Genomic DNA, 13312 nt, shown 5'->3' with positions numbered 1-13312 from the left:
ACGTCCCCCGGGTGGGGTCGGTCTCGCCTCGTACGGTTCGGTCCGCCGCCGGACGCGGGCAGCGCAGGTGCGGGTCGGTGATTGGCACGGAGTCGACCGGCGGGTCCCGGGTGGGGCCGTACTTGGCCGGTCGTCCCCCGGGTGGGGTCGGTCTCGCCTCGTACGGTTCGGTCCGCCGCCGGACGCGGGCAGCGCAGGTGCGGGTCGGTGATTGGCACGGAGTCGACCGCGGGCCCCGGGTGGGGCCGTACTTGGCCGGTCGTCCCCGGGCGGGGGCGGTCTCGTTCCGTACGGTTCGGTCCGCCGCCGGGGCGGGCAGTCGCACGTGCGGGTCGGGGATCGGCACCGAGTCGACCGGCGGGTCCCGGCTGGGGCCCGTACATGGCCGGTCGTCCCCGGGCGGGGGCGGTCTCGTCTCGTACGGCTCGGTCAGCCGCCGGAGCCGGGCAGGCCCACGCACAGGCCGATGATCGGCACGCACAGGCCCGGCTGGTCCGGGGACGGCGAGGGCGCCTGTGTGGTGGGGTCCGGGGGCTCGGTCGGCGTGGGCCACGACGCGGAGGGCGTCGTGGCCTGCGGCGGGTGCGACGAACGGGAGGCCGTCGGGGTCCAGGGTGCTTCCGGCATACCGGTCGTGGGGTCGGTGGCCCGTGCGGTGTGTGAGTACGAGGACCGCGACGGCCGGAGGTCGGCCGTCGGAGCGGAGGCCGGCCTCGCCGCGCGGGTGATCGTCGTCGCGGAGCGGCTCGCGCCTTTCGTGTGCGGCAGGGTCGTCTCGACCGTCACCGCCGTGTCCGTGGCATCGATCCGGGGCTCGGCCGCCGCCATCCCGCCCCCGGCCGTCGCCCCCTCCGGCGCCAGGCGGATGAGGCTCAGACCCCCTGCCGCGAGCGCGATCCCGCCGACGGCGAGGAGAACCACCCGCCGCGGCCGGGGCTTGCGGTGCCGGCCCGCTGGACGGAACAGTCGGGGCGCCGCGGCATTCTGCGGTGCCGTGGTCGTCCCGGTCGTTTCGGTGGTGGTCGTGTCCGTCGTCATCCAGTCCTCCCCGGTGTGCGCCCCGCACTCCCCCAATGCGCCGCAGCGGTGGGCAGATTATGTGGCGATTGCGGGCAGGTGAGGAGGAGACGGCCCGGATGTCACTCGAACGAGGAGGAGTGGTCGTAAATAGCCCGCATTCGACGGCGGCTCGTGGCGGCTTTCACCGGGTCGCTTCGGCTGCGATGATCGGGACATCGGTAGTTAACCCGCGTTAACCGGGAGGGTGTCATGGCGGAGCAGGAGGACGGGCGGCGGTTCGGCGAGCACGTCGTCGTACGGCGGCACGGGTACGTCGCGGAGCTGGCGCTCGACCGGCCCAAGGCGATGAACGCGGTGTCCACGGAGATGGCCCGCTCGATCGCCTCGGCGTGCGCGCATCTGGCCGCCGACCGGGACGCCCGGGTGACGGTCGTGACCTCGACGCACGAGCGGGCGTTCTGCGTGGGGGCGGACCTCAAGGAGCGCAACTCCTTCACGGACGCCGACCTCGTGCGCCAGCGTCCGGTCGCGCGCGCCGCGTACACCGGCGTACTGGAGCTGCCGATGCCCACCGTTGCCGCCGTGCACGGCTTCGCGCTGGGCGGTGGCTTCGAGCTGGCGCTGTCCTGCGATCTGATCGTGGCGGACCGCACCGCGGTGGTCGGCCTGCCCGAGGTCTCCGTCGGGGTGATCCCGGGAGGCGGAGGTACCCAGCTGCTGCCCCGCCGGGTGGGCGCGGCGCGCGCCGCGGAGCTGATCTTCACGGCGCGGCGCCTGGAGGCGGCCGAGGCACGGGAGCTCGGTCTGGTCGACGAGCTCGTGCCGGAGGGCCGGGACCGGGAGGAGGCGCTCGCCCTCGCGTCCCGTATCGCGGCGAACTCCCCGGTGGGCCTGCGCGCCGCGAAGCGTGCCCTGCGGCTCGGCCACGGCCTCGATCTGCGGGCCGGGCTCGAAGTCGAGGACGCCGCGTGGCGCTCGGTTGCGTTCTCCGGGGACCGCGCGGAGGGTGTGGCGGCCTTCAACGAGAAGCGCAGCCCGCAGTGGCCGGGCGAGTGATCCACGCGTGACCCCGGAGCCGCGCCGCCCCGGCGGCGGCGTGGCCCGCACCCTGATCGCCGCACTGATGTCTCACATTGTCCTGATCGTCCCTAGCCTGTAGTCGTGGGTGAGGACAGTCGGCTGGCGGCCGTGGTGGCGCTGGCGCAGGGGATGGCGGCGGCGCACAACCCGCGGGAGGCCTGGCGGGCCGCCGCGCTCGGCGCGTGCCGGGCACTCGGGGGGAGCTTCGCCGCGCTCTCCGTCTGGGAGCGCGAGCGCGGACGGCTGCGGGTCCTGGTCAATGTGGGGCAGCGGGCGTCCGATGAGGAGGAGTTCCCGGAGGACGAGACCTACCCCGTGCACCAGTTCCCGGAGATCACCGAGTTCCTGCACGAGCGCTGGGCGGGCGGCGGCGGGCCGAGCGCCTGGGTGGAGACCGCTCAGGGCCCGGCCACGGGGCATGCCGGGTACTGCCACCAGCGGGTCGCCGCCCTGCGCAGGCGCGGGCGCGGCTGCTGCGTCGTCGCGCCCGTGCTGCTGCACGGCCTCGCCTGGGGCGAGCTCTACGTAGCCCGCGAGGCCGGCGCCCCCGCCTTCGGCGACGCAGACGCCGACTTCGCCACCGTCCTCGCCTCCGTCGTCGCCGCCGGCATCGCCCAGACCGAGCGCCTGGAGGAGGCCCGGCGGCTCGCCTTCACCGACGCCCTCACCGGGCTCGCCAACCGCCGTGCCGTCGACGCACGCCTCGACGAGGCGATCGAACGGCACCGCGCCGACGGGGTCGCGGTCTCCCTCGTCGTCTGCGACGTCAACGGGCTGAAGCGAGTCAACGACACACGCGGGCACGCCGTCGGCGACCGGCTGCTGGAGCGCTTCGGATCGGTTCTCTCGCTGTGCGGCGCCATGCTGCCCGGTGCCCTGGTCGCCCGGCTCGGCGGCGACGAGTTCTGCCTCCTCGCGGTCGGCCCGCCGGCCGACGAGGTCGTGCGGGTCGCGGACGAGATCTGCCGCCGTGCCGCGCAGCTGGAGTTCGGGGACGGGGTGGCCTGCGGGGTGGCCTCGACCCAGGACCGGATCGGCACCGTCCGCTCGGCCCGCCGGCTGTTCCGGCTCGCCGACGCGGCCCAGTACCGGGCCAAGGCCCTGCGTTCCGCCAAGCCCGTGGTCGCGGGCCGTGAGGGGCCCGACGACCCGGTCGTACGCCTGGCCGACACACCGCCGCCGGCCACCGGGGAGCGCCGCCGGTTCCGCGGACGCCACTGAGACGGGCCGCGGATTCCGGTAAGGGGTCAACCCGCCATCCACTAGTGACACGATTGAATTCACTGCGTACGCTCCTGAATATGGATATGCACACTGTGGTGGTGGGAACGTCCGGCGTCACCGCGTCCGACGTTCTCGCCGTGGCGCGCGCGGACGCCCGGATCGAGATCTCCCAGGAGGCCGTGGCGGCCCTCACGGCGGCCCGCGAGATCGTGGACGCACTGGCGGCGAAGCCGGACCCTGTGTACGGGGTCAGTACCGGGTTCGGTGCGCTGGCCACCCGGCACATCAGCGCGGAACTGCGCATCCAGTTGCAGCGCAACATCGTCCGCTCGCACGCGGCCGGAATGGGCCCGCGGGTGGAGCGCGAGGTCGTGCGGGCGCTCATGTTCCTGCGGCTGAAGACCGTCTGCTCCGGGCACACCGGTGTCCGCCCCGAGGTGGCGCAGACCATGGCCGACATACTCAACGCCGGTATCACGCCGGTCGTGCACGAGTACGGATCGCTCGGCTGCTCCGGCGACCTGGCGCCGCTGTCCCACTGTGCGCTGACGCTCATGGGCGAGGGCGAGGCGGAAGGACCCGACGGGGTCGTCCGGCCCGCCGCCGAACTCCTCGCCGAGCACGGCATCGCCCCCGTCGAACTGCACGAGAAGGAGGGCCTCGCGCTCCTCAACGGTACCGACGGCATGCTCGGCATGCTGATCATGGCCCTCGCGGACCTGGAGCAGCTGTACAAGTCGGCCGACGTGACGGCGGCTCTGTCGCTGGAGGCGCTGCTCGGCACGGACAAGGTGCTCGCGCCGGAGCTGCACGCCATCCGCCCGCACCCCGGACAGGGCGCCTCGGCCGCGAACATGCTGGCCGTGCTGAGGGATTCGGGCATGACGGGCCATCACCAGGACGACGCGCCGCGCGTCCAGGACGCCTATTCGGTGCGCTGCGCCCCGCAGGTCGCGGGCGCAGGACGGGACACCCTCGCCCACGCCCGCATGGTCGCCGAGCGCGAACTGGCCTCCGCGGTCGACAACCCCGTCGTGCTGCCGGACGGACGGGTCGAGTCCAACGGCAACTTCCACGGTGCCCCGGTGGCCTACGTCCTGGACTTCCTGGCGATCGCGGCGGCCGACCTGGCGTCGATCGCGGAGCGCCGTACCGACCGCCTGCTCGACAAGAACCGCTCGCACGGCCTGCCGCCGTTCCTCGCGGACGACGCGGGCGTGGACTCGGGTCTGATGATCGCCCAGTACACGCAGGCGGCGCTGGTGAGCGAGATGAAGCGGCTGGCCGTGCCCGCCTCCGCCGACTCGATCCCGTCCTCCGCCATGCAGGAGGACCACGTCTCCATGGGCTGGTCGGCGGCGCGCAAGCTGCGCACCGCGGTGGACAACCTCACCCGGGTCCTGGCCATCGAGCTGTACGCGGCCGCCCGGGCCGTGGAACTCCGCGAGGGCCTGACCCCGGCTCCGGCCACGGGGGCGGCGATCGCGGCCCTGCGCGGGGCGGGCGCCCAGGGGCCCGGTCCGGACCGTTTCCTCGCTCCCGACCTGGCCGCCGCGGACGCCTTCGTGCGTGAGGGCGGACTGGTCGCGGCCGTGGAGGCGGTCACCGGCGCGCTGCGCTAGGCGTACTCCGCCGGGGGAACGGCGACCGGGGTCCTGCCGTCGGGCGGGGCCCCGGTGGCCGGGCGCCTCGCGGGTGCGGCGGGCGGATCAGAACTCCATGCGCTCCCGGCGCACCGAGTACGTGACGAAGCCGGCCCCCAGGCACAGGAAGAGGGTGCCTCCCACCACGTACGGCGTCGTGTCGACGCTTCCGGTGTCGGCCAGTTGGGTGCCCGCGTCCGTGACGCCCGTCTCCTCGGAGGCCCGGGTGGACGCCGTGCTCTGCTGTCCGGAGGTGTGCGTGGTCGCGTTGGCGGACGGGACGAACCACAGGGCCCCGAGCAGGCTCCCTGCGGCGGTGGCGGTCAGCAACGTCCGGCGTGCGGTGGACGTCGATCGACGTGCGGCGGACACGAAATACCGATCCCCCTGTGGCGCTTGCGAATTGGCCGTCTGGGGCGATGCTAGTGAAAGGCGCGGGTCGTGGGAAAGTCGCGCCCTCTCCGGGCCGTACGCTGCCCGCCATGAGCACTTCTGAGACATCACGTTTTGTCCGGCTTCGCGTGGAGCTGGTCGTCGAGGTCGGCGACGCGGACGCCGTCGCCAAGAGCGCGCTGAGCCGGATCGCGGACGACTCGGACATGCCCGAGGGCGAACGCGCGTATACGGAGAGCGCTGTGACGGAAGACACAGCCGAGGCCCTGGCGTACCTCGTCGACCCGTCCTACCTGGTCAGCGACGTGCCGGGGGTCGAGGTCGCCCAGGCGTCCTGGAGCAGCGAGGAGATCGACTACGACCCGGAGTCGCCGGACTGGGCATTCGGCGAGGACGATGAACCGGACGACGACGAGGAGGACGAGGAGGTCCGACTCGGCTGACGTGTCTTGGGAAAATCGTGACCCCGGGCGGCAACCGACGCCCGGGGTTCAGTCGTCTTAAAAGGTGTTTCCCGCCTCGCTGGCGACGCGGGGGCGGTATGCGCACCCGTCGCACCAACGTGGTACGGCCCACACATCGCAAGTATGTGGAACGGAGCCGACCGGTCGTAGCGTTGATGGTTCTCGCGGGGGCTCTCGGGGTTTTGGGGATTCGGCAACGATGGAGAAGTGTGTGATGACGAACAGTAAGCGGCGCAAGGGTCTGGCGACCGCGTCCGCACTGCTCGGCGGAATGCTCGTGCTCACCGCGTGCAGCGGGGGCAAAGATGCGGCCGGCGGCGGCGAGTCCACCTCGCAGGCCAAGGCCGACGAGGCGGCCGCCAGGAAGGCCTCCGAGGCAGATATCAAGATCACCCCAGCAGACGGTTCGGACAACGCCTCCATCAACAACGCGGCCAAGGTGACGGTCAGCAAGGGCACCCTCACCGGGGTCACCATGACCACCGCGTCCGGCACCGCCGTCGCCGGGCAGATATCCGCGGACAAGATGAGCTGGGCGCCCAGCGGTCAGCTGGAGCGGGCGACCACCTACAAAGTCGCCGCGACCGCCAAGGATTCCGAGGGCCGCGACGCCCACGAGAACGCCTCGTTCACGACCGTCGCCCCGGACCACTCCTTCATAGGCAACTTCACGCCGGAGAGCGGCTCGACCGTCGGCGTCGGTATGCCGGTCTCGATCAACTTCGACAAGGCCATCACCAACAAGGCCGCCGTGCAGAAGGGGATCACCGTCACCTCCAGCAGCGGCCAGGACGTCGTCGGGCACTGGTTCAGCGCCAACCGGCTCGACTTCCGTCCCGAGCAGTACTGGCAGGCAGGCTCCACCGTCACGATGAAGCTCGACCTCGACGGCGTCGAGGGCACGAGCGGTGTGTACGGCGTGCAGCAGAAGACGGTCACCTTCAAGATCGGCCGCAACCAGGTCTCCTACGTCGACGCGAAGACCAAGCAGATGAAGGTCACGCAGGACGGCAAGACCATCAAGACCATCCCCGTCTCGGCGGGCGCCCCCGACCACACCACCTACCAGGGCCAGATGGTGATGTCGGAGAAGTTCACGCAGACCCGCATGAACGGCGCCACGGTCGGCTTCAAGGACTCCGACGGCAAGGGCGAGTACGACATCAAGGACGTGCCGCACGCCATCCGGCTGACCACCTCCGGCACGTTCATCCACGGCAACTACTGGGGTGCCCCGTCCGTCTTCGGCAGCGTCAACACCAGCCACGGCTGTGTGGGCCTGCAGGACAAGAAGGGCGCGAACGACCCGAACACGCCGGCCGCGTGGTTCTACAACCACTCGATCGTCGGTGACGTCGTGGTCGTCCAGAACACCGGCGACCGGACCGTCTCTCCTGACAACGGCCTCAACGGCTGGAACATGAACTGGGCCCAGTGGAAGGCCGGATCGGCCATCTGACCCGGAGGGCCCCGCGCCTCATCCCCACTTCACCCAGGCGCCCGCCGACCCCTTTGGGGCGGCGGGCGCCTCGGTCCTCTCGCAGGCCCTCTCACCGCGGCGCCGAGGCCGGGCACAGGCTTCTCATCGTTCTCTTATGTCCGGTTTATGGGTTCATCAGGGTGCGTCTCTAGCTTGCGGCCATGTTCTTCACCTACCTGAGGCGCGAACTGCGCCGCCGGAGAAAGGCGGCCCTCGTCGTCGCCTCCGGGCTCGCTCTGGGCATCGCTCTGGTCATCGTGGTCAACTCCGTGTCCTCCGGCATGGGGAAGGCACAGGACGAGGTTCTGCAGTCTCTGTACGGACTCGGTACCGACATGACCGTCACAAAGGCGGCCGCGCCCCCGTCGGGCGGCTCACAGGGGCCGCGCTTCAACTTCGACGCCCGCGGCAACGACTCCAAGGACACCCAGAGCAGTGACCGTGTGATGGTCCAGGGCTTCCAGACCCTGGCGAGCAGCACGGTCGGCAAGGTCGGCTCGCAGAGCGGTGTTTCGGGCGCCGTGGGCGGACTCAGCCTTCGGGTCATCAAGATCAGCGGTCAGTTCACACAGGGTCAGTTCAAGCAGGACCAGAACGGCGGCCGGCAGGGCGGCCGGGGATTCGGCGGACCCCAGGGGCGCGTCGAAGGCGGCGGCGCCAACTTCGACGTCAACAACTACTCGGTCTACGGCACCGACGTGACCAAGCCGGCCCTCGGCCCGCTCACCTCCTCGAAGATCACCAGCGGCCGTACGTTCAAGACGTCCGAGACGAACGCCGCGGTCGTCGTCGCGGACTCGGCGTACGCCAAGGAGAAGAAGCTCGCGGTCGGCGGCACGGTCACCATCAAGGGCGTCAAGTTCACGGTCATCGGCATCGCCACGGCCGACAGCGGTGACTCGGCCGCCAACCTCTACATCCCGCTGACGCAGGCCCAGACGCTCGCCGACTCGAAGAACAAGGTCACCACGATCTACGTCAAGGCGACCGACTCCCAGCAGATCGCGGCCGTCAAGAAGACCATCCAGAAGAACATCTCGGGGACGACGGTCACCACCTCCTCCGACCTCGCCTCCACGGTCTCCGGTTCGCTGTCCACCGCCTCCAGCCTCGCCACCAACGTGGGCAAGTGGCTGTCGATCGTGGTGCTCGTGGCCGCGTTCCTGGTGGCCGGCCTGCTCACCTCCTCGGCGGTCTCGCGCCGGGTGCGCGAGTTCGGCACGCTCAAGGCGCTCGGCTGGAAGTCGGGCCGGGTGACCCGGCAGGTGGTCGGCGAGGCCGTCGTCAACGGCCTGGTCGGCGGTGTCCTCGGTATCGCGCTCGGCTTGGCGGGCGCGTACGCCGTCACCGCCATCAGCCCCACGCTGCAGGCCCAGCTCGGCGGCGGCGGTGGCGGCGGCTTCGGTGGTGGTGGCGGCGGCTTCGGCGGCGGTGGCTTCGAAGGCCCCGGCCGGCGGGCCGCGAAGACCCTCGAGGTGGCGCTCACCGCACCGGTCAGTGCGACCACCATCGCCCTCGCGGTCGCCCTCGCGGTGGCCGGCGGTCTGATCGCCGGCGCCTTCGGCGGCTGGCGTGCCTCCCGGCTGCGCCCGGCGGACGCCCTGCGCCGCGTCGAGTAGCACCCGCCCCGCACCCCTCGTCGCCGAGCGCGGTCCGCATCCGGGGCGCACCCGCGCACCCCTTCGGCCCTCCCGCGTACGCGGCCACGATCTCACTTCCATTCCCAGGAGTTGGACCCATGTACGAACTCAGAGGCGTCACCAAGCGCTATACGCGGGGCAAGGAGACCATCAACGCCCTGGACGGCGTCGACCTCACCATCGGCGACGGCGACCGGCTGGTCATCCAGGGCCCCACCGGCGGCGGCAAGTCCACACTGCTGCAGATGCTCGGCGGACTCGACAAGCCGACCGCCGGCCAGGTCGAACTCGACGGCGTCGACCTCGCCAGGCTCTCGGAGGCGAAGCTCACCAAGGTGCGCAGCGAGAACATCGGCTTCGTCTTCCAGTCCTTCAATCTCATCCCGACGCTCACCGCGCAGGAGAACGTCGAGACCGCCCTCGTCCCGCTCGGCCTGAAGGGCAAGGAGCGGCGCGAACGGGCCGTCGAGGCGCTGAAATCCGTCGGACTCGGCGAGCGGCTCGGGCACCTGCCGGGCGAGATGTCGGGTGGTCAGCAGCAGCGTGTCGCGATCGCCCGCGCGCTGGTGAAGCAGCCGAAGGTGCTCCTCGCCGACGAACCCACCGGAAACCTTGACGAGTCGATGCGCGACGAGATCATGGACGTGCTCGAGCGCATGTGGAAGGAGCGCGGGCTGACCTTCATCATGGTCACCCACGACTCCACGATCGCGAAGAAGGCCCCGCGCCTCGCGACGATCCGCAAGGGCAGGATCACCGTGAAGGAGAACGCGGTCTCATAGCCCCCGCGGGCGCCCCAACTCGTTATCCCTCCCTCTATTGAGGCAGCGATCAACCCCCCGGCATACTGCGTAGTCCGGGGGGTTGACGTGCATGTGTGCGGAACTACCCCCGGCCGGGTGAACGGGGAATTCGCCCGGTACCTCATCTCCAGGGGGAGTTTTGCGCAGACAAGTGAAAAGAGCATGCGCGGCGACCGTCGCCACGGCGGCCGCCGTGGCGTTGGCGGCGGGTATGACCAGCCCGGCGTCGGCGAAGCCGGAGCGCACGTCGCGCACGGCCGCGTCCGGTTTTTCGGCCCAGCACCGCATCACCCTGATCACGGGCGACCGCGTCGTCGTCGACGCCAAGGGCCGCGTCGTCGGACTCGAGCGGGCCAAGGGCCGCGAGAACGTCCTGGTTCAGGTCCGCAAGGCCGAGGGGCACACCTATGTGGTGCCGGCCGACGCGGCGGGCCTGATAGCCAACGGCAAGCTCGACCGGCGTCTGTTCGACGTCACCGAGCTCAACACGGCCCGCACCCGCAAGGATCAGAAGAACGGCCTGAAGGTCATCGTCGGCTACCAGGGCACGGCGAACTCCGCGAAGGCGGACGTCCGTGAGGCGGGCACGCTCCGCCGCACCCTGAAGTCCCTGAACGCGGACGCGGTGCAGACGCCCCAGCGGAATCAGGCCGAGCTGTGGAAGGCCCTCACCAACGGTGACACCGCCGCCCAGGGCGTCGCGCACGTCTGGCTCGACGGTGTCCGCAAGGCCAGCCTGGACAAGTCGGTGCCGCAGATCGGTGCCCCCAAGGCCTGGGCGGCGGGATACGACGGCAAGGGCGTCAAGATCGCCGTACTGGACACCGGTGTCGACGGCGACCACCCGGACCTCAAGGGCCAGGTGATCGAGGCCAAGAACTTCTCGACCGCCGCCACCACCGCCGACAAGGTCGGCCACGGCACGCATGTGGCGTCCATCGCGGCCGGTACGGGCGCGAAGTCGAAGGGCAAGTACAAGGGCGTCGCGCCCGGCGCCAAGATAATCAGCGGCAAGGTCCTGGACAACGACGGCTACGGCGACGACTCCGGCATCCTCGCGGGCATGGAGTGGGCCGCCCAACAGGGCGCCGACATCGTCAACCTCAGCCTGGGCGGCATCGACACGCCCGACATCGACCCGCTCGAGGCCGAGGTGAACAAGCTCTCCGAGCAGAAGGGCATCCTGTTCGCCATCGCCGCGGGCAACGACGGCGAGCTCGGCGACCGGACCATCGGCTCGCCGGGCAGCGCGGCCGACGCGCTCACCGTCGGCGCCGTCGACGACAACGACAAGCTGGCGTCCTTCTCCAGCCGCGGCCCCGGCCTCGACGGCGCCATCAAACCCGATGTCACCGCCCCCGGTGTGAACATCACGGCCGCCGCGGCGCCCGGCAGCCTCATCGACAAGGAGGTCGGCGAGAATCCGGCCGGCTACCTGACCATCTCGGGTACGTCGATGGCGACCCCGCATGTCGCGGGCGCCGCCGCCATCCTCAAGCAGGAGCACCCCGACTGGACGTTCGCCGAGCTGAAGTCGGCGCTGACGGGCTCCGCGAAGGGCGGCAACTACACCCCCTTCCAGCAGGGTTCGGGCCGGATCGCCGTGGACAAGGCGATCAAGCAGACCGTGCTCGCCGACCCGTCGTCCGTGAGCTTCGGCGTCGCGCGCTGGCCGCACACCGATGACACGCCGGTCACCAAGCAGGTGACGTACCGCAACGTCGGCAAGACCGCCGTCACCCTCTCGCTCTCGATGACGGCCACCGGCCCCACGGGCCGGCCCGCGCCGGCCGGCTTCTTCGCGCTCGGCGCGACGAAGGTCACCGTTCCGGCGGGCGGCACCGCAACGGTCCCGCTGAGCGTCAACTCCAAGCTGGGCGGCAGCGCGGACGGCTCGTACGGGGCGTACGTGACGGCGACCGGCGGCGGCCAGAGCGTGCGCACGGCCGCGGCGGTGGAGCGCGAGGCGGAGTCGTACGACGTCACCTTGAAGTACGTCAACCGTGAGGGGCAGACGCCCGTTCATCTGACGGACCTCTTCAACACCTCAGCCGACGACGGCCGGGACTACCCGTCGCAGAGCAGCGCGGACACCGTGACCGTCCGGGTGCCCAAGGGCACCTACGCGCTGGACTCCGTCTCGGTGAAGGACCCGACCTCCATCGAGGGCGGCGCCGACTGGCTGGTCCAGCCCCAGCTGAGCGTCACCAAGGACACCACGGTCACCCTGGACCTGACCAAGGCCCAGCCCGCCGACATCACGGTGCCGGACGCGTCGGCAAAGCCGCTGTCCGGGATGGTCTCCTACACCTACGACCCGGCGGGAGTCGGCGGCGGCATCTTCGCGCCGTCCTTCCAGGACGTGAGGGTCGCGCACGTCGGCCCGGCGGTCTCCTCGGGTCTGTCCCAGAGCTGGTTCGGGCAGTGGACCAAGGGTGACGCCGCCGAGTACGACGTCTTCACCGGGGCCAATGTCAAGAAGCTCGAAGGCGTGCACGTCCAGCACTACAAGCCGGGCGATCTCGCCACGCTGAAGGTGAACCTCGGCTCCGCCTCCAGCGGGAAGACCGGCGCGGTCGGCCTCTACGGCTTCCTGACGAACGACTTCGCCTTCAACTCCCCGGTCGAGCAGAAGCTGCGCGGCACGCGCACGCTGTACGTGTCCACCGGCAACGCGGTGGAGTGGCTGCTCGACTTCTCGCAGTTCGGGGGCAAGAAGGACCCGCAGGGCCTGCCGATCCCCGAGGCGTACTACACGCTCGGCAATGTCGAGACCTACAAGCCGGGCAAGAGCTACACCAGGACCTTCAACACGGCCGTGTTCGGGCCGCTGGTCACCTCCGAGTACGGCCTCTTCCGCGACGGCAACGAGATCTACGGCTATCTGCCGCTGTTCGCGGACAGCCAGTCGCACGCCGGTTCCTCGGACTTCATGTCGGTGAAGACGACGCTGTACCGCAACGGCGCCAAGGTCGGCTCCAACGACGACCCGCTGTTCGGCGCCAAGTCCTTCAAGGTGCCGTCCGGTGAGGCCACGTACAAGCTGACGACCTCGGTCATCCGCAGCGTGAAGGTCGCCGCGGCGTCCACCCGCATCGACGCGAGCTGGACGTTCAAGTCCAAGAAGACCAGCGCCAGGCTGCCCACCTCCTCGGTCCGCTTCGGCGCCGCCACCGGCCTCGACAGCCGGGTCGCGGCCGGCAAGAAGGTCACGATCCCGGTCACCGTCCAGGGCTCGGCCGCGGGCCGCAACCTGCAGTCGCTGGGCGTGTGGGTGTCGTACGACTACGGCAGGACCTGGACGAAGCTGACGGTCAAGAACGGCAAGATCACCTACCGGAACCCGGCGAAGGGCCAGGGTCTGTCGTTCCACGCCAAGATCGCCGACAAGAAGGGCAACAAGTCGACGATCTCGATCTACAACGCGTTCTACGCGAAGTAAGCCGATAGCGGACGGCCCGCCGGAAGCAGGCCGTCTCCGGGTCGGACAGGACCATGTCGGGCCAGCCCCCGTCCCTCGTGTACCCCTCCTCGGGCCACTTCTTCGTGGCGTCGATGCCTGCCT

The 13312-nt window shown here is 70.7% G+C and carries 10 protein-coding genes; 8 read left to right on the top strand and 2 right to left on the bottom strand.

Annotation, left to right across the window (positions count from 1 at the left end; all coding sequences use genetic code 11):
- Window positions 1-429: 429 nt before the first annotated feature.
- The gene (locus ACWDA7_RS40210; protein ID WP_450611408.1) at window positions 430-1038 is read right to left on the bottom strand and encodes a hypothetical protein; all 609 of its coding nucleotides are present in this window, start codon (window positions 1036-1038) and stop codon (window positions 430-432) included.
- Window positions 1039-1269: 231 nt separating this feature from the next.
- Here ACWDA7_RS40210 and ACWDA7_RS40205 point away from each other — a divergent pair, with 231 nt between their 5' ends.
- From ACWDA7_RS40205 to hutH, 3 genes are all read left to right on the top strand, one after another.
- The gene (locus ACWDA7_RS40205) at window positions 1270-2076 is read left to right on the top strand and encodes an enoyl-CoA hydratase/isomerase family protein (RefSeq protein ID WP_450611406.1); all 807 of its coding nucleotides are present in this window, start codon (window positions 1270-1272) and stop codon (window positions 2074-2076) included.
- 105 nt (window positions 2077-2181) lie between these two features.
- The gene (locus tag ACWDA7_RS40200; RefSeq protein ID WP_450611404.1) at window positions 2182-3321 is read left to right on the top strand and encodes a diguanylate cyclase domain-containing protein; all 1140 of its coding nucleotides are present in this window, start codon (window positions 2182-2184) and stop codon (window positions 3319-3321) included.
- Between the two features lie 86 nt (window positions 3322-3407).
- Window positions 3408-4946 carry a histidine ammonia-lyase gene (hutH, locus tag ACWDA7_RS40195; protein ID WP_450611413.1) on the top strand — a complete coding sequence of 513 codons (1539 nt, stop codon included), beginning with the start codon at window positions 3408-3410 and terminating at the stop codon, window positions 4944-4946.
- 87 nt (window positions 4947-5033) lie between these two features.
- Here hutH and ACWDA7_RS40190 read toward each other — a convergent pair whose 3' ends face one another.
- On the bottom strand, window positions 5034-5339 hold the full coding sequence (locus tag ACWDA7_RS40190) for a hypothetical protein (RefSeq protein WP_359411144.1): 306 nt from the start codon (window positions 5337-5339) through the stop codon (window positions 5034-5036).
- A gap of 110 nt (window positions 5340-5449) precedes the next feature.
- On the opposite strand from ACWDA7_RS40190, the gene ACWDA7_RS40185 reads away from it, so the two are divergent.
- From ACWDA7_RS40185 to ACWDA7_RS40165, 5 genes are all read left to right on the top strand, one after another.
- Complete coding sequence (locus tag ACWDA7_RS40185) at window positions 5450-5803, top strand: hypothetical protein (RefSeq protein WP_450611402.1); 354 nt, start codon at window positions 5450-5452, stop codon at window positions 5801-5803.
- Between the two features lie 235 nt (window positions 5804-6038).
- On the top strand, window positions 6039-7283 hold the full coding sequence (locus ACWDA7_RS40180) for a L,D-transpeptidase (protein WP_450611400.1): 1245 nt from the start codon (window positions 6039-6041) through the stop codon (window positions 7281-7283).
- A 182-nt stretch (window positions 7284-7465) separates the two neighbouring features.
- Window positions 7466-8923, top strand: coding sequence for an ABC transporter permease (locus tag ACWDA7_RS40175; RefSeq protein WP_450611398.1), 1458 nt, complete (start codon window positions 7466-7468; stop codon window positions 8921-8923).
- A gap of 119 nt (window positions 8924-9042) precedes the next feature.
- Window positions 9043-9726, top strand: a complete 684-nt coding sequence (locus ACWDA7_RS40170) for an ABC transporter ATP-binding protein (RefSeq protein ID WP_359411152.1) — start codon at window positions 9043-9045, stop codon at window positions 9724-9726.
- 172 nt (window positions 9727-9898) lie between these two features.
- Entirely contained in the window at window positions 9899-13189 is a 3291-nt protein-coding gene (locus ACWDA7_RS40165; protein ID WP_450611396.1) for a S8 family peptidase, read from the top strand.
- The last annotated feature ends 123 nt before the right edge of the window (window positions 13190-13312 follow it).

This window comes from Streptomyces sp. NPDC001156, from assembly GCF_053598275.1.
Note: the sequence above shows the minus strand (reverse complement) of the source record. Positions and strands in the feature narration are given on the sequence as shown.